Origin of the sequence: Kitasatospora sp. MBT66 (assembly GCF_000710405.2) — a bacterium.
Taxonomy (GTDB): domain Bacteria; phylum Actinomycetota; class Actinomycetes; order Streptomycetales; family Streptomycetaceae; genus Kitasatospora; species Kitasatospora purpeofusca.
This window is the reverse complement of record NZ_JAIY01000016.1, coordinates 370,150-395,682: the sequence shown is the minus strand read 5'-3', so window position 1 is coordinate 395,682 and position 25,533 is coordinate 370,150. Positions and strand designations below refer to the sequence as shown.

At 73.8% G+C, this 25,533-nt stretch carries 20 protein-coding genes; 8 read left to right on the top strand and 12 right to left on the bottom strand.

The annotated features are described in order from the left end of the window. Positions 1–124 precede the first annotated feature (124 nt). The 3 genes from BI06_RS37645 to BI06_RS54245 all read left to right on the top strand — a co-directional run bounded on the left by BI06_RS37645 (position 125) and on the right by BI06_RS54245 (position 3,363). On the top strand, positions 125–1,342 hold the full coding sequence (locus BI06_RS37645) for an ROK family transcriptional regulator (RefSeq protein WP_051742740.1): 1,218 nt from the start codon (positions 125–127) through the stop codon (positions 1,340–1,342). A gap of 175 nt (positions 1,343–1,517) precedes the next feature. Then, complete coding sequence (locus BI06_RS37640) at positions 1,518–2,603, top strand: right-handed parallel beta-helix repeat-containing protein (RefSeq protein ID WP_082558967.1); 1,086 nt, start codon at positions 1,518–1,520, stop codon at positions 2,601–2,603. 157 nt (positions 2,604–2,760) lie between these two features. Further along, complete coding sequence (locus BI06_RS54245) at positions 2,761–3,363, top strand: hypothetical protein (protein ID WP_233290451.1); 603 nt, start codon at positions 2,761–2,763, stop codon at positions 3,361–3,363. Between the two features lie 72 nt (positions 3,364–3,435). Here the strand turns inward: BI06_RS54245 and BI06_RS37630 are convergent, their stop codons facing one another. The 3 genes from BI06_RS37630 to BI06_RS54240 are packed head-to-tail and all read right to left on the bottom strand — an operon-like array spanning position 3,436 to position 4,982. After that, entirely contained in the window at positions 3,436–3,792 is a 357-nt protein-coding gene (locus tag BI06_RS37630) for a hypothetical protein (protein WP_030393086.1), read from the bottom strand. Between the two features lie 15 nt (positions 3,793–3,807). After that, a complete protein-coding gene (locus BI06_RS37625; RefSeq protein ID WP_043475832.1) occupies positions 3,808–4,671 on the bottom strand; it encodes a transcriptional regulator in 864 nt (287 codons plus the stop codon). Next, the gene (locus tag BI06_RS54240; protein ID WP_233290473.1) at positions 4,668–4,982 is read right to left on the bottom strand and encodes a hypothetical protein; all 315 of its coding nucleotides are present in this window, start codon (positions 4,980–4,982) and stop codon (positions 4,668–4,670) included. Before BI06_RS54240 ends, BI06_RS37625 begins: the two co-directional genes overlap by 4 nt. 249 nt (positions 4,983–5,231) lie before the next feature. Between BI06_RS54240 and BI06_RS37620 the strand changes: the two genes are divergently transcribed. The 3 genes from BI06_RS37620 (at position 5,232) to BI06_RS37610 (ending at position 7,098) form a co-directional block, all read left to right on the top strand. Further along, the gene (locus BI06_RS37620; RefSeq protein WP_233290450.1) at positions 5,232–5,645 is read left to right on the top strand and encodes a hypothetical protein; all 414 of its coding nucleotides are present in this window, start codon (positions 5,232–5,234) and stop codon (positions 5,643–5,645) included. 104 nt (positions 5,646–5,749) lie between these two features. Beyond that, positions 5,750–6,292: a hypothetical protein gene (locus BI06_RS37615; RefSeq protein ID WP_233290449.1), complete on the top strand. Its 543-nt coding sequence runs from the start codon at positions 5,750–5,752 to the stop codon at positions 6,290–6,292. Next, a complete protein-coding gene (locus BI06_RS37610; protein WP_043475830.1) occupies positions 6,256–7,098 on the top strand; it encodes a hypothetical protein in 843 nt (280 codons plus the stop codon). The genes BI06_RS37615 and BI06_RS37610 overlap by 37 nt, the downstream gene beginning before the upstream one ends. A gap of 30 nt (positions 7,099–7,128) precedes the next feature. On the opposite strand, the gene BI06_RS37605 is transcribed toward BI06_RS37610, so the two are convergent. Both BI06_RS37605 and BI06_RS37600 read right to left on the bottom strand, forming a co-directional pair. Next, positions 7,129–7,773 carry a hypothetical protein gene (locus BI06_RS37605; RefSeq protein WP_063795111.1) on the bottom strand — a complete coding sequence of 215 codons (645 nt, stop codon included), beginning with the start codon at positions 7,771–7,773 and terminating at the stop codon, positions 7,129–7,131. 53 nt (positions 7,774–7,826) lie between these two features. Continuing rightward, positions 7,827–8,597 (bottom strand): helix-turn-helix transcriptional regulator, encoded by a 771-nt coding sequence (locus BI06_RS37600; RefSeq protein ID WP_030393082.1) that lies wholly within the window; start codon positions 8,595–8,597, stop codon positions 7,827–7,829. Positions 8,598–8,671: 74 nt separating this feature from the next. Here BI06_RS37600 and BI06_RS37595 point away from each other — a divergent pair, with 74 nt between their 5' ends. Continuing rightward, positions 8,672–9,904 (top strand): MFS transporter, encoded by a 1,233-nt coding sequence (locus BI06_RS37595; protein ID WP_043475828.1) that lies wholly within the window; start codon positions 8,672–8,674, stop codon positions 9,902–9,904. Positions 9,905–9,908: 4 nt separating this feature from the next. Here the strand turns inward: BI06_RS37595 and BI06_RS37590 are convergent, their stop codons facing one another. From BI06_RS37590 to BI06_RS37570, 5 genes are all read right to left on the bottom strand, one after another. Next, a complete protein-coding gene (locus BI06_RS37590; protein WP_030393080.1) occupies positions 9,909–10,835 on the bottom strand; it encodes a peptidoglycan-binding protein in 927 nt (308 codons plus the stop codon). Between the two features lie 3 nt (positions 10,836–10,838). Beyond that, the gene (locus BI06_RS37585; RefSeq protein ID WP_043475826.1) at positions 10,839–12,689 is read right to left on the bottom strand and encodes a hypothetical protein; all 1,851 of its coding nucleotides are present in this window, start codon (positions 12,687–12,689) and stop codon (positions 10,839–10,841) included. Between the two features lie 133 nt (positions 12,690–12,822). Further along, positions 12,823–17,346 (bottom strand): hypothetical protein, encoded by a 4,524-nt coding sequence (locus tag BI06_RS37580; protein ID WP_043475823.1) that lies wholly within the window; start codon positions 17,344–17,346, stop codon positions 12,823–12,825. Further along, positions 17,343–20,207 (bottom strand): hypothetical protein, encoded by a 2,865-nt coding sequence (locus BI06_RS37575; RefSeq protein ID WP_043475818.1) that lies wholly within the window; start codon positions 20,205–20,207, stop codon positions 17,343–17,345. Before BI06_RS37575 ends, BI06_RS37580 begins: the two co-directional genes overlap by 4 nt. Next, a complete protein-coding gene (locus BI06_RS37570) occupies positions 20,204–22,159 on the bottom strand; it encodes a DUF6603 domain-containing protein (protein ID WP_051742738.1) in 1,956 nt (651 codons plus the stop codon). Before BI06_RS37570 ends, BI06_RS37575 begins: the two co-directional genes overlap by 4 nt. Before the next feature lie 522 nt (positions 22,160–22,681). Here BI06_RS37570 and BI06_RS37565 point away from each other — a divergent pair. Further along, positions 22,682–23,167 (top strand): hypothetical protein, encoded by a 486-nt coding sequence (locus BI06_RS37565; RefSeq protein ID WP_043476331.1) that lies wholly within the window; start codon positions 22,682–22,684, stop codon positions 23,165–23,167. Between the two features lie 37 nt (positions 23,168–23,204). On the opposite strand, the gene BI06_RS37560 is transcribed toward BI06_RS37565, so the two are convergent. Both BI06_RS37560 and BI06_RS37555 read right to left on the bottom strand, forming a co-directional pair. Further along, positions 23,205–23,999 carry a response regulator transcription factor gene (locus BI06_RS37560; protein ID WP_082558965.1) on the bottom strand — a complete coding sequence of 265 codons (795 nt, stop codon included), beginning with the start codon at positions 23,997–23,999 and terminating at the stop codon, positions 23,205–23,207. Next, positions 23,996–25,279 carry a sensor histidine kinase gene (locus BI06_RS37555; protein ID WP_043475817.1) on the bottom strand — a complete coding sequence of 428 codons (1,284 nt, stop codon included), beginning with the start codon at positions 25,277–25,279 and terminating at the stop codon, positions 23,996–23,998. The genes BI06_RS37560 and BI06_RS37555 overlap by 4 nt, the downstream gene beginning before the upstream one ends. Between the last annotated feature and the right edge of the window lie 254 nt (positions 25,280–25,533).

Below are 25,533 nucleotides of genomic sequence, written 5' to 3'. Positions count from 1 at the left end.
CCCTTCCGCGTGAGCGTGTCCGCCCCGGACGGGAACCCCCCGGTGGGAGGTGTGACAACGGGTCATACTGGCTGGTGCCCAGGGCGTGTCGTGCCCGGGAGAGACAACCGGACCGGAGGACTTGATGAGCCGCGACCTGCCGACCACCGTTCCGCCGGGCCCCACGCCGGCGCAGCCGTGGAACCGGCAGCGGCTGCGCAGCAACAACGAGTGGCTGCTGCTCGAACGGCTGCGCCTCGGCGGCCCGTCCTCGCGGGCCCAGCTCGCCCGTGACACCGGCCTGTCCAAGCCCACCGTATCCGCTGCGCTGGCGGCCCTCGAACAGGCCGGGCTGGCCCGCGAGGCCGGGCGCTTCGTCCCCGAGCGCGGGCGGACCGCCGTCCTGTACGAGCCGGACCCGCTCGCCGGGCACGTGCTCGGCGTCGACATCGGCCGGGCCCGGCTGCGGGTCGCCGTCGCCGACCTCGCCGGGGACATCGTGGCCCGCCGCGACGTCCCCAACAAGGGTCGGACGGCGAACGCGGTGGCCGACGCCGTGGTGGCCGCGGCCCGGGAGACCACCGCCGAGGCCGGGGTCGCGGCGGCCGACATCGTGCACGCCGTGATCGCCACCCCGGGCGTCTGGGACGAGGAGCGGCGCGGCGTGCGCTACGCCACCAGCCTGCCGGGCTGGGGCAGACCCGGGCTGTTCGACCGGATCGCGGCCGGGCTGGAGACCACGATCACCGTCGGCAACGACGCCAACCTGGCCGCGCTCGGCGAGTACACCCTGGGCGCCGGGCGGGGGAGCGGCAGCCGGATGTTCGTCTACCTGGTGGCCGGGACGGGCCTCGGCGTCGGCGTGGTCAAGGACGGCGAGCCGCTGCTCGGCGCCCACGGCGCGCTCGGCGAGGTGGGCATGGTCCCGCTCCCGCCGCACCCCGACGGCACCCCGGGCGGCACCGTCGAGCAGGTCGCCGCGGCGGAGGCGGTGGTCCGGACGGCGCTGGAGCTCGGTATGACGGGCCCGTTGACGGCCAAGCAGGTCTTCGACGAGGCCCGCGCCGGCGACCCGCTCGCCGCCGCCGCCGTGCACCGCGCGGTCGGGCAGCTCGCCTACGCCCTCGCCGTGGTGTCCGCCGTCCTCGACCCGGACCTGATCGTGCTCGGCGGTGGGATAGGCGGCAGCGCGGACCTCCTGCTCGAACCCCTCGGCCAGGCCCTGCACCGCCTCACGCCGATGCGGCCGACCCTCGCCGCCAGCCGCCTCGGCGAGGAGGCGGTCCTGCTCGGCGCTCTCGCCACGGCGCTCGACCTCGCGCGCCCGGAGGTCTTCGAGCGCCGCTCGTCGCCGACGGACTGAGGGGTCACCGGGGGGCGTCACCGGATTGAGGGGTCACCGGGGTGGGGCGTCACCGGGGTGGGGCCGGCCGGGGCGCAGGCGTGACGGCGGGCGGACCGGGGAAGAAAGTAAGGGACCTTAACTTGATCGACTCCGTCACCGTCGCCGTCACTGTCACCGTCGCCCCGGAGGTCCCGTGTCCCCGAACCCCGCCGTCCTGGCCGCCGCCACCGCCGCGGCCCTGCTGCTCGCCCCCGCTGTTGCGGTCGCCCCCGCCGCCCCCGCCGCTGCGGCCGTCCGGCCCGTCGCGCAGACCGTGGACGTGTCCACCGCAGCCCAGCTGCGGGCCGCGCTGGCGGCGGCCGCGCCCGGCCAGACGATCAGGCTCGCGCCCGGCGAGTACCACGGCTCGTTCGTCGCCCAGCGGGCCGGGACGGCCGCGCAGCCGGTGACGCTCACCGGACCGCGCACCGCCGTCCTCGTGAACGACGGCCCGTCGGGCTCCGCCCCCTCCTGCCCGGTCCCGACCTCCGGCTGGGACTCCGGCTACGGCCTCTGGCTGTACGGCGCGCCCTACTGGAACCTCACCGGATTCACCGTGAAGGACTCCAAGAAGGGCGTCGTGCTGGACAGTTCGCCGCACGTGGTGGCCGACGGCCTGTACGTGCACCATGTCGAGGGCGAGGGCGTGCACTTCCGCCGCTCCTCCGCCGACGGGGTGCTGCGCAACTCGGTCGTCGAGTACACCGGGCAGGCCCAGCCCGGATACGGCGAGGGTGTCTACCTCGGCTCGGCGAACTCCAACTGGGGCTGCCACGGCAACACCGGCGGCGCCGACCGTTCGGACCGGGTCCTGGTCGAGAACAACCGGATCGGCCCGTACGTCGCCGCCGAGGGCATCGACGTGAAGGAGGGCACCTCGGGCGGCACGATCCGGGGCAACACCTTCGACGGGCGCGGCATCAGCGGCGAGAACTCCGCCGATTCCTGGGTGGACGTCAAGGGCAGCGGCTACCTCGTCGAGGGCAACCGCGGCACCTTCGCCGCGCCCGGCACCTTCGCCAACGGTTACGAGACGCACAATCCGGTCACCTCCCCGTCCTTCCCGAACGGCTGCGGGAACACCTGGCGCGGCAACACCTCGGACCTCGGCGGCACCGGCGCCTACGCGATCCGGATCACCTCGGTCTCGGCCTGCGCGGGGCGTCCCAACGTGGTGTACGCGTCCAACACCGTCACCGGTGCGACGGTCGGACTGACCAACGTCGCCGTGACTCCGTAGCCGGAGTGGGCGGTGGGTGATCGTACTGACGAGTCCGGCCACCCTCCGTGATGGCCGGATCTCGATCTGCTTACAAGTGCTTGAACGATGGACAGATGGTGTGAAAGGTCTGGTTGACTCACGATCCTCTTTCAAGTGGAACGGAGTGCTCACGTCCATGCCTTCACGGATGCGCGGCGGTCGTCGCGGCCTGGCCGCTGTCGCCGGACTCGTCTTCACGGTCGGTCTCGCCCTCACGGGCTGCGACCCGACGGCGGCGGACACCGCCACCGTCGCGGTCACCGGTCCGGCGGTCCCGACCACCCCGGTCGCGGCCACCACCCCGCCCCCGGCCGCCCCGGCCGTCACCACCCCGGCGGCCGCACCGGTCCAGACGCCGCCCCCGGCCCCCGCGCCGACCGCCGTCGTACCCGAGCCGACCAAGCCGGCCGCCGACCCCGCGCCGGTCGCCCCGGTCGCCCCGGCTGTGCCGACCACCGCCCCGCCCAAGGCCGCCCAGCCGACCCCCAGCAAGGCGGCCCCCCAGCCCAAGGCGACCACCGCCCAGCCGCCCACCGACCCGATCCCGGCCGAGACCAAGCCGGTCGAGACCAAGCCCGCGGCCGCCGCCGGTGACTGCGAGATCAAGTCCAATGCGGGCAACTGCTACAAGGCCGGCCAGTTCTGCCGCGACGCCGACCTCGGCAAGACCACCCACGAGGCCGGCGGCCGCGTGATCACCTGCCGCATGGTCAGCGGCAAGCCCCACTGGCAGGCCTGATCACGAGCACACCCACGAGGCCCGGCCCGGTGATCCCCACCGGGCCGGGCCTCGACGCCGTCCGCCCCCGGATCAGGATCCGGCGCGCTCGATGGCCTCGAAGATGTCTGCATCGGTCTCCTGCTGCCAGGACGGCAGGTCGGCCCAGTCGGCCACATAGCCAGGCTTGGGGTCCTCGATGTGCTTGTGGATCTGAGCGATCCAGCACGTCGCGACGAAGCGTCCCTTCTGCTCCCGGGTGAGCTTGGACGTGTTCCCGCCACTCACACTGATGAAGTCACGGACCTGGCCGAACACGGCGGTGGCACACTCGCGCTCCCACGCGGGCGTCTCGTCCCAAGGAGCGATGTATCCGGCCTTGGGCTCGCCCGGGTAGTGCTTCGACACACCCGCGATCCATGCTTCACGGAAGATCCGTCCATCGGACATTGCGTCACTCCTTTGTCAGACGGCGCTGTCGAGCGCCGAGATCTGCTGCTGCAGCGTCGAGGCCCGGCTGTCGGTCATCAGGGGGACGAGGCGGCTCTTGACGGTCTCCAACTTCCTCCCGATGAAGCCCGACCCGCTCCGGCTCGCCAGCTCCAGCGCGGCGTGAGTGTAGTGACTCGCCTGGTCGAGATCGCTGCGTTCGACTCCGAGGGCTGCCAACTCCGCGAGCACAGCTCCCCGGCGGCGGGGCGAGAGCCGCTGCGACAGGGCAGTGGTCAATGCCTGCTCCGCCAGATCCGGTCGGCCGAGCGCGAGATAGCAGGTTCCACGTTCCTCGGCGAGGCGGGAGCCGTCGAACCGGAGCCAGCCTCCGTTGTGTGGTTCCCCCGAGAGGTTGTGCACCTGCTCGGCGTTGTCGAGCGCGCGCTCGGTCGCATCGAGGTCGCCGAGACCCGCATGGGTCTCTGCCTGGACCGCCGCCACCCAGTAGCGGGTCGACAACTGGTGGTCCCCTCGTTCGGCGACGCGGGATGCCGCCGCGAGTATCGGAGCCGCGACGCCGAACCGGTTCTCGTACAGTTCCACGAACGCGTGCCGGGTCAGGGCACATGCCCACATGTCGTAGGCGCCGGCCTCCCTGCTGGCGCTGGCGGCCAGGGTGTAGCAGTAGGCCGCATCGGTGTACTGGTTGGCGTCGAAGAAGATCTCGCCCGCGAGCTGGTACAGATCTCCCACAAGTGTGCAGAGCTTCTGATGCGCGGCCTCGCTCTGCTGCTCGCCCAGCGCGGTGGCCAGGAGGTTCAACTGGTGTCGGACCAAGGGGTAGACGGCCTGCTTCGAGTCGGACAGGCCGAACACCTTCCAGAGGTGCGCGTTCAACTCGGGTCCGGTTTCGGCAAGTGCGGCAGACGCGCCAGTACGGGGCGAGGCCGCGCTGGAGGTCGGCAGCGCAACGAGGGCGCCGGTCGCGGCGACAAGCTCAGAATTTCGCGGCGCTTCATGTCGTCAGTATCGCCAACAGATGGGCCGGCGGCGTAGACCACCGGACGGCATGGGTGCGGTGCCGCAGGCGCGAGGAGCTCCGCCAGTCGTTCGGGAGTGATCCTGAGGGCCTTCGCCAGCTTGGGGTGAATGTATCCCTGGGGGTCGGTCGCGCCGGCCTCCCAGCGGGCGACGGTGGAAACCGCCACTCCCAACTCGTGGGCGAATGCCTCCTGGCTGTAGCCCAGTGCCTTGCGGCGCTCCGCGAAGCCCTTGCGCCTCGGAGTCACGGCCTCCTCCGCTCGGATCGACAGGCCCAGGTCAGGCCGAACAGTGCGTTGATTGCGCCTGACAGACAGTAACTTTCTGCTCTGGTTCGCGACAACTCCCGCGCCGTTCACTGGATGCAGCCGCTACCCGTTCCCGGGCGAGCAGCACCGATCCGATGGGAGAAACCCGTGAGCATCACCGTCAAGTCCACCACCGAGCTGGACGAGCTGGGCAAGTACTTCGCGATCGCGGCGCGACGGATCGACTCCGGTGAAGCGGTGCCGGAGATGTTCTCCGCCGCCGTCGACACGGCGTGGCACCGGCTGGCGGACGACCCGGAGGCGTACGAGGCGTTCACGCTCCGGCACGCGGGCCGCAGGCTGGCCCACGTCGAGGGCAGGGGCAGCGGCTTCATCACCTGGGTGGGAGCGTACGAGGAGGCGTACGGGCCGCTGCCGGCGGTCTGGTTCACGAGCGCTGACGGCACGCTCGACACCGAGGCCCTGGCCAGGTACCGCGAGACCGGCGAGGTACGGGGCGAGTGGAACTGCTCGCCCGTCCCGGGCGATGGCGACATGGCCCCGACGGCGTCCTGCCTGTGATCACGGCACCGTTCGGCGGAGCGCCCCGGCCGACCGCCGGGGCGCTCCGCCTCACCGGGGCCCGCACGGAGCACCCCTTCGGCGCGGACGGATACCTTGCCGGCTTGGACGAGCACTGCCCGTTCCTGCGACCGTCGATCCGGCGCGGTATGACCGGGTGGACGGTCTATGAGATCACCCCCGGCAACTGTCGGTACGCGGTGGAGGCGGAGTTGTTCTATGCCGGCGTGCAGGCTGCGGAATGGGTACGTCCGCTGATGGCACGGCCGTACGGTGTCCTCGCGTGCGAGAACGTCGTGCTGCGCGGGCACTGCGTCGGCGCGGACCATCGTGAGCTGCTTGCTTGGCCCCACTGGGCGTTGAAGCACCTGTACGCGCCGGTCGGGGTCATGATCGGGAAGTTTGCCCAGGGTGCTGTGGAGACAGGTCGGCGCGGCGGGAGTATCCCGCCGCCGCCCTTGTCGTTCCTGCCGGTGCGGGCGGGTGTGAGGCTGTTGGATCCGAAGTTCTTGACGGGTACGCCCGACCTGGCCGCGGCGTTGTCCGTGGCGGTCGATGACGGGCGCGACGTCTTCGAGCACGTTCCTTGTGAGTGGAAGGCAGTGAGAGAATGGGCGAGTTCCCTCCTGGCGCCGCAGTGGCGCTGAAGGCCGCGGAGGAGGTCTGCGGGCTCGTCGAGCTGGAGGAGATCAGCGACCGGCGGGGCTCGGCGGTGTGGAAGGCCAGTGGTCCGCAGGGTGTGGTGAGCATCAAGCTCGGCACCGGCGAGGCCGCCGAGGTCACCGCCCGCGAAGCGTCTGTCCTGGATCAGCTCTCCGAGTACACGGTGACGGCCGGTCGCTTCGACGACGGCGTCTGGTACGTCACCCCGTGGCTGGCCGGGCCGTCCACCTGGGAGGTGTTCCGGCCGGTGCGCAAGGACACCGGAGGGCGGCGGGAAGCGCTGGAGGCCGCGGTCGGGTTGTGTCGCGCGGTGGCCGACCTGCACGGGGCCGGATGGGTGCACGGTGACCTCCAGCCCCAGCACGGGATCCACACCGAGGACGGTGTCCGGCTGCTGGACTTCGCCTGGTCGCGGCAGGTCGGTGGCACGCCGTGGCGGAGGTTCGACGGCACGATGATCCACCTCACCGCCCCTGAGCTGGCCGCCCGGATCATCAACGGCCCACAGCCCGTCGACACGACGCGGGCCGCCGACGTCTACGCCCTCGCAGGCACGCTGTGGACCAGTGTCACCGGGAGGTGGCCGCTGGACTACGAGGCGGTTGGCATGGGGAGGGGTGCGTCGGTGGAGGCCATGCGCGCGGCCATTGCCCGACGCGCGGTTCCGATGTCGACCTCGATGTCCTGGCCTGCTCTTCAAGTCCGCCTGCGGGATGTTCTGTTGGCGGATCCCGAGGACCGGCCGACTGCCGCCGAGTTGGCGGAACTCGTAGTAGTGGTCGACCGGTGATCGAGCTTGAGCGCTGGTGGCAACGCGATCTCAGGGGAGTTCGGTGAGGGTGGTCCAGAAGAGTTGCTCGTAGGCCTGGAGCAGGCGGCCGTACTCACGTGCGGCATCAAGGTCCGGGTCGGTGAGGCCTGCCGGGCCGATTGCCTCGGCGGCTGCCTGTTCCAGGGCGGTCGGGGGCTGGGCGAAGAAGTCGAAGAAGGCGCAGGGCTCCTCCTCGAACCCGTGGAAGCGTCGCAGTGCCCCGGCCAGGGTGGCGCAATAGCCGCCCCATGCCGTGAAGTTGGCGACCAGGGCGGCTGCCACGGCGGGTGGGTGGCCGTTCAGGGCGAGCCAGGCGAGGTAGGCGGGGTAGGCCTGGCAGCCGGGCAGTGGTTCGGCGGCGGTCCCGGTCGGGCCGCAGGCGGTGGCGAAGGCGGGCAGGGTGCGCAGCGCCGCGCTCTCGCCCTCGGCGAGGCCGGCGAACCAGGCGCCCAGTGGAACGTCCGCGCAGCGGGTCGCGAGCAGGAGGAGGCTGCGGCGGTCGGAGGTGATGATCCGTTGTTGCTGGGCGGCGAGGACGGCCAGGGTGCCGAGCCGTCCGCGTCCGGTCGCGAACTCCGCCACCAGGGTGGGCGGTTCTTCGCCGGGCGGGGTCAATTGCGAGCGAAGGTAGTGCAGTTGTTGGCTGGTGGGCATGTGCCATTAGTACCGCTTCGGTCGCGTACGGTCCCGGGGCGCGCCGAGAGTGGTCAGGCGAACCAGGCACTCGGGGGGACGCCCAGGGTGCGGTGGAACATCGCGGTGAACGCGCTCGGGGTGGCGTAGCCGAGGGCGGTGGCGACGGTGGTGACCGGGGTGTCGGCGGCGAGCAGGGTGACGGCGTGGATCAGGCGGGCCTGCTGGATCCAGTGCGCCAGGGTCATGCCGGTCGCGGCGGGGAAGCGGCGTTGGAGGCTGCGCGGGCTGAGGTGGGCGTGGGCGGCGGCGGTCGTGGTCGTCCAGCGGGCGCCCGGGGTGGCGCGGACCGCCGCGCAGAGTGCGTCCAGGGCGGGGTCGGTCGGGACCGGGAGGTGCAGGGCGGGGACGGGTTGCGGCGCGAGTTCGTGGAGCAGCAGGTCGACGAGGCGGCCGTCGCGGCCGTCGGTCCGGTAGTCGAGCGGGATGCGGGTGGCGGCGTCGATGAGTTCGCGCAGCAGCGGCGGCACCGCGACGACCGTCGGTGTGTCGGGCAGGCCGACCGCGGCGCCGGGTTCGAGGTACAGCGTGCGCATCCGCACCGGCCCGGTGCAGGTCATCGCGTGCACGACGCCGGCCGGGACCCAGACTCCCCGGGTGGCCGGGACCACCCAGGTCCCCCGGTCGGTGACGACGGTGATCGCCCCGCTGGTTCCGTAGATCAGCTGGGCCCGGCGGTGGTGGTGCGGGGGGATGTGGTGGCCGGCGGGCAGGTCGCGGGCCATCGCCGCCAGCGGGCGCGGCACGTGCTGGTAGTCGTCGCGGTTCTCGCTCTTGCCATGCATTTGGCGCACTCTCGACAGTGGACGGCGGATCGGCGAAAGCTTGCCACAGGCGGGTCTCCGTAGCGTCTCCTCCCGTGATCGAGAACGACCGTGAGGTCCCTGGGCCGCGACGGGTCACCGCGCTGCTCGCCACGACCAGTGCCCTGACCGCCGCCAACATCTACCTCGGCCAGCCGTTGCTGGGCAGCGCCGCCGCCGCACTGCACGTCCCGCCCGCGACGCTCGGCGCCGTGCCGACCGCGACCCAGATCGGGTACGCGGCGGGCATCGCGCTCCTGGTGCCGCTCGGCGACAGCCTGGACCGGCGTCGGCTGGTCCTCGGCCTGTGCGCGGCCTCGGCCGGCGCCCTGGCCGCCTGCGCACTCGCCCCGACGGCGGGACTGCTGGTGGTCGCGGTCTTCGTCCTGGGCGTGCTCTCCCCGGTCCCGCAGCTGGTGGCGCCGCTGGCCGTCGCGCTGGCGGGCGACCGCGGCCCCGGGCGGACCGTCGGTACCGTCCAGGCCGGTCTGCTGGTCGGGGTGCTGGCCTCCCGGACGTACTCCGGGGCGCTCGCCGAACTGGCGGGTTGGCGCGCCGTGTTCGGGTGCTCGTGCGCAGTGACCCTGCTGCTGGCGCTGGTCCTGCGGCGGGCGCTGCCCACGGTCCCGGCGGCCCGGGCCACGCCCTACCGCGAGCTGCTGGCCTCGGTGCCGCGGCTGTTCGCGACCCACCCGGCGGTGCGCCGGATCACTGTCTCGGGGGGCCTGGTCGGTGTCTCCTTCGGCGCCTTCTGGACCGCCCTCACCTTCCTCCTCGAGGAGCGCTACTACTACGGCTCCACCGTGGTGGGCCTGTTCGGCCTGGTCGCGGTGGCCGGCGCGCTCGCCTCCGGGGCCGCCGGGAGGCTGGCGGACCGCTTCGGCCGGCGCCGCGCGGTGCTCGCCCCGATCGCCGTGACCGCCGTCGGCTGGGCGCTGCTGCTGCCCGGAGGGAGCGGCATCCTCTGGCTGACGGTCGGGGTGGTCGTCCTCGACGTCGGTACCTGGGGCAACCAGGCCGTCTGTCAGGGGGTCCTGTTCACCCTGGACCCGGAGCTCCACAGCCGTCTCAACACGTGCTGGTTCACGCTCCGGTTCCTGGGCATCGCGCTGGGCTCCCTCGTGGGCTCGTTCGCCTGGGCGCACGGTGGCTGGCCGGCGGTGGTCGCGGTGGGGGCGGCGGCGAGCCTGGCGGCGCTGCTCGTCGCGGGCCTGCCGACGACCAGCGCGGATCGGGCGGAACGGACGGAACAGGCGAGTCGCGCGGGTCGGGCTGCGGGGCGAAGGTAGCCGGTCAGGGGAAGCGGGTCACGCCGCGGGCGTCGAGCTGGGCGGCCAGGGCGGCGACGGTCTCCTCGGGGACGTCGTCGATGCCGCTGACGCCGGGGGTGGGGGTGAGGCCGTTGGCGCCCTGGAAGGCGGTGAGGGCGCCCCGGGTGCCGGGGCCCGCGATGCCGTCCAGGCCGTGCGGGTCGAAACCCAGGGTCTCCAGGGCGGTCTGGACGCCGATCAGGAGGTTGAGCGGCACCGGCAGGGTGCCCGAGCGGAGGTTGGCGTCCAGCGGGACGGTGGGGTCGTAGACCAGGTCGGTGATGTCGCCGCCCTGGGAGGTGACCCAGCCGGCGAGGGTGAGGAGCAGGGCGTTGCGGACGTTGCGCGGGACGACGCCGGAGTTCCCGGCCTCCGTCATCCGGCACTCCCGGGCCATGGTCTGCCAGTCGCCGTCGGCCGCGGCGGCCTCGAAGTGCGGGAAGCGGAACATCGGGCCCATCGCCCAGGCCATGCTGAGCAGGCCGAGCTGCCCAGGGGCGGGCCAGCCGTCGAATCCGGCGAACGGCGACCGGCCGCGCAGCGAGCTCTCGAAGGAGTCCAGCTTGGTGGTGATCAGCCCGTCGATCGACGCGTCGGAGACCAGCAGTTGCGCGATGGCCCGCTTCTGGGAGGTCGGCGCGTTGGCGGTGCCGCTGAACTTGATCTTCCGGTACTCGTCCTCGACGGCGGCCCGGTCGGCCGGGGCGCCGGTGTTCCGGTCCGACCAGTCCAGGGTGAAGGTGTCCGGCAGCGGCACCGGGTTGCTGCCGAAGTTCTCCGGGTCGTCGGCGTCGAGCAGGTTGCCGACGCCGGTCGACACCAGGCTCTTCACATCCAGGTACATCATGTGCTCACGGCTCTCCAACGGTTCGCTGAACGCGTTGAACCCGTTCCTGACGCTGTCGTGCATCACTCACTCCTCGGGAGGCGCCGCCGGCCCGGGTTGCGGTTCGGGCTGCGGTTCGGGCGGCGGCGGTACGGGGGCCTGACCCGGCGGGGGCTCCAGCACGTCGTAGCGCAGCCCGCTGGAGCCCGAGCCGGTGCCGCTGACCTTGCGCCGCGCCGACCAGGCGTGGGCGGAGCCGTCGTGCCAGCGGGTGTACTGGCGGCTGCGCTCCACCCGGACGCCGGAGCGCGGGACCTCCTCCTCGAACAGCCACTGCTGCTCCCCGAGCAGCCGGCCGAGCGGCTGCGCCGGGGTGTTCTCGTCGCGGACCAGACCGGCGAGCCGCAGCCGGATCTGCTCCGGCGCGGCCGGGTCGACCGGCTGGGGCACCAGCGGGTACCAGTGGCCCGGGACCTCGGTGGCGAGCAGGTAGCGGTCGGCGGGCGGGTCGCCGGGTTCGGCGGTCGGCCGGGGCGGGCGGGCCGCCACCCAGCGGGCGTAGCGGTCCAGCGGCTCCCCGGCCAGGTCGCCGACGGTCTCCTCGACCGCCCAGGCGAGGTTCGCCGCCTCGTCGCGCAGCAGCAGCACGGACTCGGCGGGCGGGCTCTCCAGTCCGGCGGGCAGCGACGCGGCCCGGTAGAACCAGGGGGAGGGCGGCGGTCCGGTGCCGTCCCCGGCGCCGCCGCCCATGGCGCTGCCGCCGCGGTCCTCGCCGAGGCCGAAGAGGTTCCACTCCGGGTCCTCCAGGGAGGCGTGGGCGAGCACGGTCGCGCCGCCGAAGACGTCCGTGACCGAGCAGTGCACGACCCGGCTGAGCGAGCCCACCGGGCTCGGCAGCGGGCAGCAGAACCAGTCGTTGCCGTACACCGTGGTGAAGGCGATCAGCAGCAGCCGTCCGAGGTCGGCGGGGCTGGTGTCCACGGAGCCGAAGTTGATCCTGGCGTCCTCCATCTCCCAGTACCGGGACGCGGGCATGCCGCCGAAGATCGCCGGGGTGGGGACGACGGCGCGCTGTTCGTGCGTCACGGCGGCCTCGGTGACCGGGATGTCGGCGGGCGGGGCGTCGACGGCCCACCAGTCCAGGTGGCCGCCCGGGTACTCCTGGGCGCGCAGCTCCAGCTCGGGGACGGTGGAGGAGCGCACCGCGAAGGCGTATTCGAGCCGGTTGGGGTTCCAGCCGACCGGGGGCGGGGGCGCGGGGGCGACGCCGTCGGGCACCGGCGCGGGTGCGTCGGGCGTTCCCTCCGGCGCGCGCGGCGTCCACCAGTCCAGCCAGCGCGCCGCCGCGCCGGCCAGGGCCTCCTGGTCGGGGGCGGCCGCGCCGAACTCCTTCGCCGCGGTCTCGTCCCGGTCCACGAGCCTGGCCAGCCACGGTGCCAGCGCGACGGGGTCGGGCAGCCGGCTCCGGACGGCGGCGCCGAGCGGGGCGGGCGCGAGCGGCCCGTCGACGGTGCAGGGGCAGGTGGTGGCGAAGGCGGGGAGCAGCGCGGCGAGGCCGGCCGAGGCGAGTTCGCGGCGCCAGCGCAGGCCGGCGGCCAGCGTCAGCCTGGCGTCGGGTCCGGCCGCGGGCTCCTGCTCGACGAGTTCCTCCAGCACCATCCGGCCCGGCCGGTACGGCTGCCAGTCGCCCTCGCCGTCACCTGCGCCCTCGCCGTCACCGTCCCCGTCGACCCCGGGGCTGCCCGGCCGCCAGCCGTCCAGCAGATGGATCTCCTGCGCGAGTGCGACATCGACGGGCGAGGCGGCGTCGTCGCCGGCGAACTCGCCGAAGGCGTACTGGCGGGCGAGCAGATGGGCTGCGTCGCCGATCCGGGCCGCCAGCGCCTCCTCGACGCCGATGTCACGGGGTACCGGCTCGTACCGGAACATCGTCGGCATGGTTCCTCCTGACGGGTGTTACCACGGTTACCAGGGCTTCCAGAACCCCCGGTCCCCCAGGGCTCCCGGGGTGCCCGGGGCGCCCGGGGTGTCCGAGCCGTCGGGCCTCCGGGGGCATCCCCGGTCCACGGGCCTACCCGGACGTCAGCTGGTGCGGCGGGGTCCTGTTCTGGACGGGCAGTAGCCCGCGGAGTTCGGTGAGGTCGTTGAGGTCCAGGCCCCGGATCCGGGCGAGGGCGTAGGTCTCCTCGACGATCGCGTGCACGTCCTCCATCCGCCAGCCGCGCAGCGGGTCGGGCGGCACCGCGACCAGCAGGGCCTGCGGGGCACGGGCGTCGGGCTGGTTGTAGTGGAAGGCCAGTCCGCCCAGCTCCTCGACGGCGGGCTCGGCGTCGCCCCCGGGCGGTGGGGCGTCGGCGGGGGGAGCGGGGGGCGGTTCGGGGACGGACTCGGTCCAGGAGTCGATCAGGAGTCCCGCGACGTGGTCCGGATCGGGGGCGCCGTCGGTGCGAAGCAGCGCGCTGTGGCGGGCGGCGGGCCTGGTCCTGGACGGTACGGGGGCCGTGCCGCGGGCGATCCAGGGCTGTCCGGCGGGGAGTTGGACGACGGTCGTGCCGCCGGGCGGGACGTCGGCCAGGACCTCCGCGGCGGCGAGCGCGTCGTCGAGGGCGCGGACGTTCGGCCGGACGCGTTCCATCTGCACCAGCCAGTTGCCGGTGCCGTCCTCGTCCGCGCCCTCCGGTGGCGCGCCGGTGAGCGCGTCGCCCGCCGGGGTGCCGCCGAGTCGCAGCTCGGCGAGCACGGGCAGGGTGCCGGCGAGCGCCGAGGAGACCGCGGCGGTGACGGCGGTGACCCAGCCGAGCGCCGCGGTCGGCTCCGTGGGCGGGGGGCCGGGCAGCGGGGCGAGCGGGTCGGCGGCGAAGTGGTCGAGGACGGTAGCGGCCTGTTTCCGCAGCTCCGCGATCCCGGCGTCGTCGGTCGGCGGGCCGAGGCTGTAGGCGGAGGTGACCCCGAGGTCGGCGAGGCTGTCCAGGGTGCGGGACACCGTGTCGGCGAGGCCCGGCAGCACCTTCACCTGTTCGACCAGGTTGGCGATGGCACTGGTGGTGGCGTTGTGCCAGCTCTCCACCCGGGCGGCGAGGCCGGTCAGGTCGGCGCCGGCCCAGTCGTCGCCGCTCCCCTGGTCGAGGTGCGAGGTGAGCAGCGGCTTGGCGCCGGCGAGCACGCCCGCCAGCGCGTTGCAGAGCAGCCGCAGTTCGGCGAATCGCGCGGCGCCGGTATCCGTGACGGGCGGGCTGGTCGCGGCGCCGGCCCGGGCGGCGGCCCGGCGCAGCAGGCGGCGGGCGAGGGCGGTGTCCTGCTGGGCGGGGTCGGTGTCGCGGTTGCCCGGCGGTCCGGCGCCGAGGACCACGTCGAGCGCGCAGACGCCGAGGTCGGCGAGGGTGAGGGTGAGCGGTGCGGCCGGGTCGCCGAAGTCGAACCGCCAGCGGCCGGGGTCGCCGAGCCGGGCCTCGCACCAGCGTTCGACGGCGGGCTCCAGCTGGGCGAGCGGCCTGGTCGCGTCCCAACCGGGTACGGGTACGTGGGGCGTGAGCACGGCGACCCGGTGGGTCAGGGCGGTGGCGGCGCGCGGGGTGCGGATCACCTCGAAGTCCTGCGGGAGGCGGTCGCCGCGGGTGATGCCGTCGGCCGAGGACGCGGCGCGCAGCGGGCTGCCGGCGACCAGCTGGTGCACGCTCTCGGCGAGCAGCAGGTCACCGACCGCGTCGAGGGTGTCCGCCAGTTCCAGCATCAGGGTGGTGGCCCCGTCGAGCAGGGGCAGGTCCTCGGGGGGAAGGTTGCCGAGGATGTCCTGCAGCTGCTGGCCGTGGGCGCGCCAGTCGGCCAGCAGGGCCAGTCCGTCGACGACGTCGCGGGCCGCGATCGCGGTCCTGGCCTCGTCGCTGCCGGGAACGCTCGGGTCGACCAGGCGGGGCATCGGGTAGCCGGCCCGGATGACGGCCACCAGGGCGTCCAGCCCGTTGTCGTGCAGACCGCGTTCGAACCGGTAGCCGAGCAGGGCGCCGAGGCTCTGGCCGGAGCGGACGCCGTCGACGACGGCGAGGGCGCGGCGCACCCGGGCGGCGCTGAGGTCGACGGCGAAGGCCTGGCGGTCGGTGTGGCTGAGCCAGCCCGAGCGCAGCACGGCGGCGGTGACGGCGTGGTGCAGGGACGGGGCGAGGAGGTAGCCGTCGTTGGTCTGCGGCTCGCCGCCCTCGCCTCCCTCACCGCCCTCGCCTCCCTCGCCGCCCTCGGCCGGGGTCCCCGGTTCGTCACCGGGCAGCGGCTCCTCCGGCGGCAGCGACTCCGGGCGCGGGTGGAGGTCGGCCACCCAGCCGTACGCCCCCAGGTGGGTGCCGTCGGGCCGGGTGGCCCGGGTCTTGGCGAGGCGGGCGTGGGCGACCGAGGACATCCACGCATCCAGCCGGTGGGTCTGGGTGTCCAGCGCCTCGCAGAGCAGCAGCTCCAGGCGCGGGGTGTCGGCGTACGGCAGGTCGGCGCCCTCGGGCGGGGGCGGGGCCGAGGGGTCGGGCGGCGGCGGGGTGATGAGCGACATGTCCTCGGCGGCGGCGAGTTGTTCGAACGCGAGCGAGAGCCAGTCGAGGAACTGCGGCGCGAAGCCGGCGGCGGTGACGAGTTCGCCGTTCCGGAGTTCGATCCCCGGGGCGGGCACCGGCCCGCCGGCCTGGTGGGACTGGCCCACGTGGAAGGCGTAGGTGAACATCACGCTGGTGGCGTAGTGGTAGAAGAGCCCCAGCCGGCCGGTGCTGATCGCCTCGGTGATGGAGCTCAGGGCCGTGATCCGCTCGAAGAGTTCCTGCGACACCCCCTGCCCCGTGGCGAGCGCCGGCAGCGCCTGCTGCCAGAAGCCCCACATGAAGCGGACCGGCCGGGCCCGGGCGAGTTCCACCATCTCGGGGGTCGGCCGTTGGTCGCACAGGAACTCCACCGGGAAGGGCACGTATTCCAGGGAGGGCGGCACCGCCCAGGTGAACCGGCTGTCGTGCGGAACGGTCCCGATCGGGGTGTCCGGCGGCGGCTCGAACGGCGGGTCGAGGATGTCCTGCTGCATGTACCGCAGCCGGCGGGAGGCGGGCAGCCGGTGCAGCAGGTCGGTGATCACCTGGTCCGGGTCGCCGCCGGCGCCGACCCCGGGGGAGCGGAAGGCCTGCGACTCGATCAGGGTCCGGAAGCCGGAGATGTGGTTGAGGATCCGCAGGTCCACCTCGCTGCCGTGCCACAGGTCGAGCGAGGTGACGGGCAGCAGGCCGTACGGCTGGTTGCCCACCCGCAGCGTCGGCAGCAGGCCCCGGCCGCGGACGTGGTGGATGTAGTGCGAGACCAGGAAGGTGAGGTCGGGCAGGGTGGTGCCCTCCAGGGTGCGCCAGCTGCTGGAGGCGGCGGAGAAGGCGCCGGCCGCGGTCTGGAGCAGGGTCAGCAGCTGGTGCTCGTCGTCGGTGAGTCCGTCGGTGGCCCCGGCGAGGACGGCGGCGGCGGGCCGGCCGAGGGCGGTCGCGGCCCGCGCCGCCGCCTGGGTGCTGCCGGGCGTGAGGGCGGCCTGCTGCTCGTCGACGCGGTCCGGCGGCTCCGGCGGGGTGCGCGGGTGCCAGGCCGAGCGGGTGGCGTCGGTGTTGTTGGTGGGCGTGCCGGTGGGCAGGACGGCCAGGCCGTCGGTGCAGCGGTGGGCCTCCAGCAGGGTGCTGAGCAGCTGCGAGGTGTCGGCGGAGGAGCCGCCGCGCACGCCGGTGACGGTGACCAGGCTGAAGTCGGTGCGCAGCCCGGTCAGCGGCACCCGGACGCCCATGCCGACCCGTACGGCCTCGTCGAAGTCGCCGAGCCAGCGCGGTGGCACCGGTTTGCCGGGGGCCGGGCCGACGTCCAGCCGCGCGTCGATCGGCTCGCCCTCCTGGCGCCAGAGCAGGCCGATCTGGCCGTCACCGGTGGTCTCGTAGCCGGAGAACACCAGTCGGTCGGGCAGCACGTAGCTGTGCGCGGCGCGGGTGAAGGTGGAGTCGACGACGGTCGGTTCGGCGGCCCAGGGTTCCGGGGAGGGCGCGACCGCGTCCGGCGGGGTCTCGGTACCGGGGCGGGGGCCCTGCGGGTGCAGGGCGCGGACGGCCCAGCAGGCCCGGCCGGGGCCGACGGCGGCGACGAGGGTGCTCCAGGCGGCCGCGCGGCCGTCCGCGTTCGGGCCGGCGGCCCAGACCTCCGCCCAGTAGGCCTCGGTGGCGGTGCGCTCGGCGGCGGTGAGGCCGGTCTCGTGGGAGTCGACGTGGATGTCGTCGGGGTAGGCCCGGATCCACAGCTGCGGTTCGGGGCCGCCGAGGCCCCGGTAGACGGTCTCCAGCCGTAACGGGAGGAGCACCAGCGGGTCGGAGCCGTCCTCGGACCAGAGCGGCGGCTCGGCGGTCGCCAGGTCCCGGTAGGCCTCGCGGGCCTGCTGGTAGCGGGTCTGGGCGGCGTCCGCCTCCTGGGCGGCGGCCAGGTGTTCGGCCTCCAGGCCGGTCTCCTGGGCGAGTACCCGTTTCTCGTAGCCGGCGAGTCCGGTCCTCGACCAGTCGAGGGCGACCCGGGCGTCGCTGACGGCGCGGTGCGCGGCGGCGATCTCGCTGGTCACGGGGCTTCTCCCATCAGGCTGCGGGCGGTGCGGAGCAGACGGAACGGCCGTTGCAGGGTGACCCGGGCGACGTCGGCGGAGTTCCAGCTCCGCCCGGTGGTGAGCGGGTGGTCCAGCTCCGAGGTCGGCGGGTTGTCCGGCATCCGGCCGAGCGAGGCGAAGCCGTCGACCTGGACGCGCTCCCAGTTGAGCTCGTCCCAGCTCGTCATGCCGGGGCCGGTGCCGGGCGCGGTGTCGTAGCCGAACCGGAGCCGCCGGCCGTTCTCGGCAAGCACGATCCACCAGGTGTGGATGTCCTGGCCGGGCGGCAGCTGGAAGGCGTAGGCGCAGGTGCGCCCGTCCACGGGCAGCACCATGACGGGTGCCACCCAGGTGTCCGGGGCGAGCAGGGGGTCCTGGACGGCGGCGGGCGGGACGGCGGCCACGATCATTCCGGGGTAGCGGTGCACCAGCCGGCCGCGGATCAGCAGCACGTCCAGGTCGTTGGCGTCCAGGGCGAGGTGGCTGCCGAGGGCGCCGTCGGGAGCCCAGCCGTGCACCGGCGGGATGTCGGCGAGGCCGTCGGGGCGCGGCCAGAAGTGGGTGAACGGGCTGCCGCGCAGGTCGGTGGGGTACTCGCGCCAGCGCATCTCCCGGTTGAGCTCGTCGTTGGCGCCGACCATGAAGGCGGCGATGAACGGTCCGTTGGCCTTCAGCAGTACGGCCCGGTCGTCCGGGACGGCGGCGATGCCGGGCAGGAACCAGTCGGGTTCGCTCTCCTTGATCGCGAGCGCCATCGCGGCGGGGAAGTCCGGGCAGACCATCACCGGGTCGGTCGGCTGCTCGGGCGGCGCGACCAGGGACTCGCCGGTCACGGTGATCCGGTCCTCCAGCCGGGCGGCCAGCAGCGGTGTCGGGTCGAGCGCGCCGACCAACCGCTGCCGGTAGGAGTCGGGGTCGATCGGCACCCCGTACTGGAGGAGCTGGCTCCCGGGGTCGTCGGTCATCGACTCCTGGCCGGCCAGGACGGTGAACGGGGCGGAGAGCGTCATGCCGAAGTCGTCCGGGAGCGATTCCGTCGTGCCGGTGAGGTCGCCGACCAGCGGCCCGACCGTCCCGGGGTCGAACAGCTGCTCCGACAGGAGCAGGTCGTCGGCGGTCATGGAGTCGGCGGCGAATCCCTGCTGGCCGCCCGCCATCCGCCCGATCGAGGGGGCCAGCAGCGAGGTGATCGCCCCGGCCTGGTCCGCGAAGCCGTTGGCCAGCGCAGCCGGGGCCACCGCCGCCATCGTGCGCAGCATCCCGGTGGTGTGCCGGGTGGCGGCGGAGTGCAGGGCGCCGTCGACGCGTTCCGCGAACGCGTCGCCGGCCCCGGCCGCGAAGGCGGGCGAGGCGCCGGGCCGGGTCACCATCGGGACCGGCAGCGGGGGCAGCAGTGCGCCGGTCATCGTGCGCCGGGCCAGGCTGTCGCCGTCGAGGGAGGCGCGGCGGGCGAGCGGCCCGCGCCGGCGCAGCAGCCGGTGGTAGGCGGCGTCGGCCATCGCGGTCGGGGCCGGGCTGACCGCGACCTCGGTCCGCAGCGGCAGTCCGCTGTCGGTGCGGAGCCGGTCGCCGACCGGCGCGGCCACCGCCATCAGCTCGCCGGCGGAGAGGGTCTGCAGATGGCGCCGGTACAGCGAGTCGCAGACCGCGGTGCAGAAGACGGTCTCCTGCAGTCTTCGGTTGGCCTCCCGGACGGCGCCCAGCTGGTCCCAGGCGCGGGCCATCAGGAACTCCTGGTTCTCCCGCACCCAGTCGGCGCCGAGGGCGGCCGCGATCCGGTGCTCCGGGTCGAGGTTGAGTTCGGCCAGCCAGCCGGTCGCGCCCGGTTCGACGGTCCGGGCGACCACCGGGTGGCCGCCGTACAGCGGTGGCGCGAGCTCGGTCTCGGTGCCGCGGTCGATGTGCGCCGCGACCCTGGTCCTGAAGTCGTCCAGGGCGGCCGGGGTGACGGTGCCCGGCGGCGGGTCGAACAGGGTGAGGACGCCCTGCACGGTGATGGTCTGCCGGCCGGCCGCCGGGTCGCCGGAGGCGAGCGGATCGCCGTGCGGCCAGGGCCGGGTGACGTCGACGGTGCGCCCGCCCAGCAGTCCGGCCTCCTCCGGCCGCAGCGGCACCACGGCTGTCGCCAGCTGCTCGAAGTCGCCCTCCGCGCCGGTGCGGAAGCCCCAGGAGTGGTAGACGGGCAGCCGGAAGACGTCCCGGCCGGGGAAGGGCCAGGCGTCGCCCGGCTGGTCGATCTCGGCGAAGCCGCCGGTGAGCCCGGCGCTCACCCCGCCCTGGAAGGACGGCACCAGGCAGGCCGTGTAGTCGAGGTCGGCGTCGAGCCGACGCGGGCAGAGCAGCCGGGAGATCATCGGTCCGGACTGTCCGGCCGGGCGCTGGATGTGCGCCCACTGCCAGGCCTCCTCGAGCGGCGGCAGCAGCCCGATCTCGACATCGACGAAGGGCAGCGGGCTGCCCGGCTGGACGGCGTGCCCGGCGGCCTCCACCACGATCAGCTGCAGCCAGGGCCGCAGGCGTCCGTCCGCGGCCCTGGCCGGGGTGAACAGCCAGGGCAGCTCGGGCAGGTCGAACTCCACGAAGGGCAGGTAGTTGGGCTCCACGTCGGTGCTGCCGGGCACCGGTTCGACACGCAGGATGTGCCGGGTGTCCAGGCCCACCACGCCCTCGGGGCCGAGCATCCGCAGGCCGTGGCCCTGCACCGGCAGCCGCCGGTTCCGGGGCCCGGTCAGGGTGAAGGTGGGCGCCAGGTCGGGTTCGAGGTTGGTGGCGGTGTGGGGGATCGCCGCGCCGACCGGGCTCTGCAGGTACGGTGCGAACTCCAGGTCGTCGCCGCTCATCGGAGTCTCGCCTCCCAGGCCTCCACCACCCGGACCCCGGTCCGGTCGCGCAGCAGGCCGCGCAGTTCGGCGTTCGGCATTCCGGTGTCGCCGACGGGCGGCGCCGCCGCGACCGTGAGTTCCGTCATCGACCAGCTGGACACCGCCGCGAGCGGTTGCTCCGCCGCCACCCGGAGCGCCGGGCCGGGGGTCTGCCACCAGTGGGCGTCGCGGATCGAGGCGGCGGCGGCCACGTGTTCGGCGGAGACGTGGGCGCGGGCGCGGACCATGTGCCGGAGGTGGGTGCGCATCGGCACCGGATCCTGGACGATCCTGGTCTCCCAGCCGAGCTCCACCCCGACGAAGGCCGAGTCGTCCGGCCCCGAGAGATCGGGGGCGAACCGGACGCCCGACCGGTACCGGGCGAAGGCGCCGGTGCTCAGCTGCTGGTCCTCGGTCAGGTCCAGGAACTGCCCGGGCGCGAAGGAATCGGAGACCGAGCCCTCGCGGGCGTCGTCCTCGCCGAGCCGGGGCTCGACGATGTCCCAACGCTCCGGCGGGTCGACGACGGCGTGCCCGAAGCGCGCGATGTCCACGCCGAACGGCAGCACGTGCTGGCGGGCCGCCAGCCGGCCGTGCGGGTGCACCCGGCGTCCCTCGGCCAGCAGCCGGTTCGCGAACGGGGCGAGCCGCACCGGGCTGCGCTCGGCGGCGGACGGCGGCAGCACGCTCCACGCCGAGGGCTGCGCGAACGCCTTGACCAGCTCGTCGGCGAGGTCGACGCGGGCGGCCGGCAGCGGCGGCGGCCCGCCGCCCCAGCTGAGGTCGAAGTTGAACGACACCTTGAACAGGAAGAGCTTGATCCGGCCCCGGCCGACCGCGTGCCAGGGGGTGGGACCCTCCAGGACCAGCTCGAACGCGATGCCGAGCAGGGTCTCGCCGAACGCCTCGACCGACAGCGCGCCGCGCATCGACGCGGTGAACGACATCGTCGGACTGAAGTGGATCAGCACGTCCAGGGCGAACTGCCCGCGCAGACCGCAGCCCGCGATCTCGGCGACCAGCGACAGCTTCGCCCCGAACTGGACGGTGTTGCTGGTCACCGCGAAGTACGCCTCGCAGCGCAGCTGGAGCCAGGGCGTGGGGGAGAGGTCCATCGCCAGCCGGTGCAGGTTCGGCACCCCGCGCGGGACCGGGAACGCCGGGTGGAAGCCGCCCGCGCTGAGCACGAAGAGCGGGTCGTCCCCGCCCCGGCTGAGCACCAGGACGTCACCGTCGAGCGGGATGCCCGCCATCCGCGAACCCGTCAGGGAGGCCATCAGGAAGGCGCTCGGCTCGGCCGTGTCGTACTGTCCCGCGAAGGTCGCCTTCAGCTCGATGACCGGCGCCGCCGGATCGGGCACCATCACCCGCAGGATGCCGAGGATCGACAGCCGCACCGGATCGGGCAGCTCGGCCACCACGGCCGCCGACAGGTCGACCATCCGGCCGCCCCAGGAGATCCGGAACATCGGCCCGACCACGAGCCGCCCCGGAACGGTCGGGAACAGCGACGCCAGCCGGGGGATCACCCGCAGCGCCGCCTCCACCGGGTCGGGCGGGAACAGCAGTTCACCGGCGGTGCCGTCGGCGATGCAGGCCAGCAGGGTGTCCCGGTCGACCGCCTTGTTGATCCCCACCACCCCGCCGATGCCGCTGACCGCGAAGCCGAGCCCGATCTGCAGCCCGGGCTCGGGGAAGGTCGCGCCCATCAGCACGATGAACGCCGGCGGCCGGCCCAGCGAGATCTGACCGAAGGCCGTCACCGTGGTGACCGGCATCGCCGCGCTCAGCACCCCCGAGAACTCCGTGAAGCCCTTGCGGTCCAGCTGGCCGCGCAGTTGCACCGGAGGTAACGGCAGGTCGATCTTCAGCGTGTCCGGGAGATTACCGTCCGCCAGTTTCTCCAGGTCGAGCCCCGGAATGCCGCCCATGGCACACCTCGCTCCTCGTCAGCCGCGGGTCGGCGGCATACGGCCGCCGGCCGGCAGTACGCCGCCGGGAAATATCACGGGCAGTGACAATTCACGGCCCGAGCCACGTATTGTGATCGATCCGGGAATTACGTACCGGTGGCGCAACGCCACCGGTCGGACCGCGGAATGCCGCGCCGCACCGCCCCGGGAGAATCGGTCGCCGATCTGACGGAGCGCCGGTCCAGGGCCGACGGCAATGGGCCAGGGTGTGCCGGACCCATCTCCTCACGGGTGTCGACCTGCGGGAAAGAGCTCTCGGCAGGGCAAGTTGTCGGGTATGTGACCCACTCTATTCCCGAGCCCGCGGGTGCTCCAATACCTTCCGTGAGATTCTTTGCGCCCCGCGGACCTTGTCACCGGGAGGAGTGGACCGTGCTCCCGGACCGGAGTGACAATGGTCGCATTCCGTCATTCGTCTCCTTTCGATCCTTTCGACGCTCGATGAGAGCCGACCCGATCAAGTCGACCCAGGAGGCCGTCATGACCGCGACCGCGACAATTCGCGACGTGTGGTGCCTGCACGCCGCGACCGGAACCGATGTGGGGGTCAACGAAGCCATCGCCGATCTGGCCGAGTCCATTCCGCTGGACGAGCTCGGCCTGGGGTCCCTGGAGTCCGTCGTGCGGGGCATCCCCTCGGCCGTGCAGATGATCGACACCGCCCGCTCCGACCCCGACGACCTGTACATCACCACCGACACCGCCGGCGGACTGGACCACAGCATCTGGCCCGGCGGCGAGCAGACCACCAGCATCCAGGCCGGCCAGTCCGCCCAGCCGGGCATCGACGTTCCGGTCTCCTTCGCCCAGAACGTCTCGCTCTGGGACTTCGACTCCGTCTCCAGCGACGACCTGCTCGGCTCCGTCCAGATCCGCGAGGACGAGCAGGGGAGGGGCAATATCGCCAAACTCGCCAGGTCCGACGTCGAGGGCTCCGTCTACTACGTGACCTACGCGGTGAACTGAGCCTTCGCAGCACCCTGGGCGGGGAGCCGACCCGCTGTCACCGCCGGTCCGGTGAGGGACCGGCGGTCAGCGGTACCAGGCCGGACTCGTAGGCGAGGATGACGAGTTGGACCCGGTCGCGGGCGGCGAGCTTGGTGAGCAGGCGGGTGATGTAGGTCTTGACCGTGGCGGGGCTGAGGACGAGTTCGGTGGCGATCTCGGGATTGGCGAGGCCGCGGCCGACCAGGGTGAGGATCTCGCGTTCCCGCTCGGTGATGGCCGCGAGGCGGTCGGCCCCCGAGGGCGAGGACGAGGGCGAGGGCGAGGGCGAGGGCACGGACGCGGGTGCGACGGCCGGGGCCGGGGCCGGGCGGGCGGTGAACTCGGCGATGAGGCGGCGGGTGACGCTCGGGGAGAGCAGGGCCTCGCCGGCGGCGACCACCCGGATCGCGTCGAGGATGTCGTCCAGGGCCATGTCCTTGACGAGGAATCCGGAGGCGCCCGCGTGCAGGGCGGCGTAGACGTTCTCGTCCTCGTCGAAGGTGGTGAGGACGACGACGCGGGCCGGCGAAGGACCGGCGGTGACCCGGCGGGTGGCCTCGATGCCGTCGAGCACGGGCATCCGGATGTCCATCACCACGACGTCGGGGCGGAGTTCCTCGGCGAGGCGGACGGCCTCGGCGCCGTTCCCGGCCTCGCCGACCACCTCCAGGTCCTCGGCCTCGGTGATGACCATCTCCAGGGCGGCCCGGACGAGGGGCTGGTCGTCGGCCAGGAGGACGCGGACGACCGGGACGACCGGGACGACCGGGGTGGCGGGGACGGCGGGGGCGGTGGGCGGTGCGGGTGTCATCGGGCGGACCCCTTCAGCGGCAGGCGGGCGGTGACCCGGAAGCCACCGTCGGGACGGGGAGCGGCGGTGAAGTCGCCGTGCAGCAGGGCGACCCGTTCCCGGAGGCCCACCAGCCCGTAGCCGGCGGGGGAGGTGCCGCGGCCCCGGCCCCGGTCGCTGATGTCGAGTGCGAGTTCGGCGGGGCTCCGGTGGTCGACGGTGACCCGGCAGGAGGGGGTGCCGGCGTGGCGGACCACATTGGCCAGCGACTCCTGGACGATCCGGAAGGCCGCCAGGTCCACCTCGGGCGGCAGTGGGTGCCGTTCGCCCTGCCAGCGGAGGTCGACCCGCACGCCGGCGGCGGTGGTCGCGGCGGCCAGCCGGTCGAGGTCGGCCAGACCGGGCGGGCCCTGGGCCGGGACGGACGAGCCGTCGGTGCCCCGGCCGCCGGTGCCGCCCGGGCCGTCGGCGTGGTCGGCGTCGTCGGCGCGGCGGAGTGCGCCGAGCATCCGGCGCAGCCCGGCCAGGGTCTCCCGGCCGGCGGTCTCGATCTCGGTGAGGGCCTCGCGGGCCCGGTCCGGCCGGCTGTCGAGGACCCGGCGGGCCGCGCCCGCCTGGAGGGCGACGATGCCGATGCTGTGCGCCACGGTGTCGTGCATCTCGCGGGCGATCCGCAGCCGTTCGGCGGTGACGGCCTGCGCCGCCGCCCGGGCGCTCAACGTCTCGGCGTGCTCCCGGGACTGGTGCACCGAACGGCCCACCAGCCAGGCGATGACGGCGATCAGGACGCCCGCGTCGTTGGCGCCGATCCGGGTGCCGGTGAGCAGCAGCCCGCCGCCGAGCGCGGGCGCGAGCAGCAGATGCAGCGTCAGCGCGCCCAGCACCATGGCCAGGGCCGCGCGCGAGGTCCGGCGCGGTTCGGCGGCGGTGACCAGGCAGAGGGCGGTGACCACCGCGAGCAGCGCGGTCGGCGGCAGTTGGAGCTCCCAGCGCCAGGCCTTGGTCTGCGCCACGGTGGCGGCGAGCAGCAGCGCGACGGCCGTGCGGGGCCGGCGGCGCAGCAGGGCGGCGGCGAGAAGGGCGACCGGGGTGGTGAACACCGCCGTCAGCCAGTCCTGGTGGACGGCCGGCGGGTGGTTCGGGTCGATCGCGTCGACGGCGGTCCCCCGGGACGGACGGCCGCCGTCCGCGGCGGCGGGCCACAGCAGCGAGAGGCACCACGCGAGCGCGGTCCAGGCGCCGGGCGGTACCCGCCGGAGCCGGGGCGGGAGGGTCGGCGGGGGCGCGAGCGTCTCGGACATGCGGTGATCGTACGAGGTGGGGGCGGGGCGCGGCATCGGACCGGGGCTGTACGACCAGGGGTGACAGCGGGGAGCACCGAGGTGTCCTCCCCGGTCGGATGTGCCGGTGGGCGGCCCGGCGGCAGTGTGGAGCACATGATCGAAGTCCACCGCCTGACGAAGCGTTACGGCCGCACCGCCGCCGTCGACGAGCTCACCTTCACCGTCCGCCCGGGTCTGGTCACCGGGTTCCTCGGCCCGAACGGCGCCGGGAA

What these genes read in the sequence shown, in the direction of transcription:
- BI06_RS37645 (WP_051742740.1), top strand. Translation starts at nt 125, where the DNA reads ATGAGCCGCGACCTGCCGACCACCGTTCCGCCGGGCCCCACGCCGGCG.
- BI06_RS54245 (WP_233290451.1), top strand. Translation starts at nt 2,761, where the DNA reads ATGCCTTCACGGATGCGCGGCGGTCGTCGCGGCCTGGCCGCTGTCGCC.
- BI06_RS37630 (WP_030393086.1), bottom strand. Translation starts at nt 3,792, where the DNA reads ATGTCCGATGGACGGATCTTCCGTGAAGCATGGATCGCGGGTGTGTCG.
- BI06_RS37610 (WP_043475830.1), top strand. Translation starts at nt 6,256, where the DNA reads ATGGGCGAGTTCCCTCCTGGCGCCGCAGTGGCGCTGAAGGCCGCGGAG.
- BI06_RS37605 (WP_063795111.1), bottom strand. Translation starts at nt 7,773, where the DNA reads ATGCCCACCAGCCAACAACTGCACTACCTTCGCTCGCAATTGACCCCG.
- BI06_RS37600 (WP_030393082.1), bottom strand. Translation starts at nt 8,597, where the DNA reads ATGCATGGCAAGAGCGAGAACCGCGACGACTACCAGCACGTGCCGCGC.
- BI06_RS37590 (WP_030393080.1), bottom strand. Translation starts at nt 10,835, where the DNA reads ATGCACGACAGCGTCAGGAACGGGTTCAACGCGTTCAGCGAACCGTTG.
- BI06_RS37585 (WP_043475826.1), bottom strand. Translation starts at nt 12,689, where the DNA reads ATGCCGACGATGTTCCGGTACGAGCCGGTACCCCGTGACATCGGCGTC.
- BI06_RS37575 (WP_043475818.1), bottom strand. Translation starts at nt 20,207, where the DNA reads ATGAGCGGCGACGACCTGGAGTTCGCACCGTACCTGCAGAGCCCGGTC.
- BI06_RS37570 (WP_051742738.1), bottom strand. Translation starts at nt 22,159, where the DNA reads ATGGGCGGCATTCCGGGGCTCGACCTGGAGAAACTGGCGGACGGTAAT.
- BI06_RS37565 (WP_043476331.1), top strand. Translation starts at nt 22,682, where the DNA reads ATGACCGCGACCGCGACAATTCGCGACGTGTGGTGCCTGCACGCCGCG.
- BI06_RS37560 (WP_082558965.1), bottom strand. Translation starts at nt 23,999, where the DNA reads ATGACACCCGCACCGCCCACCGCCCCCGCCGTCCCCGCCACCCCGGTC.
- BI06_RS37555 (WP_043475817.1), bottom strand. Translation starts at nt 25,279, where the DNA reads ATGTCCGAGACGCTCGCGCCCCCGCCGACCCTCCCGCCCCGGCTCCGG.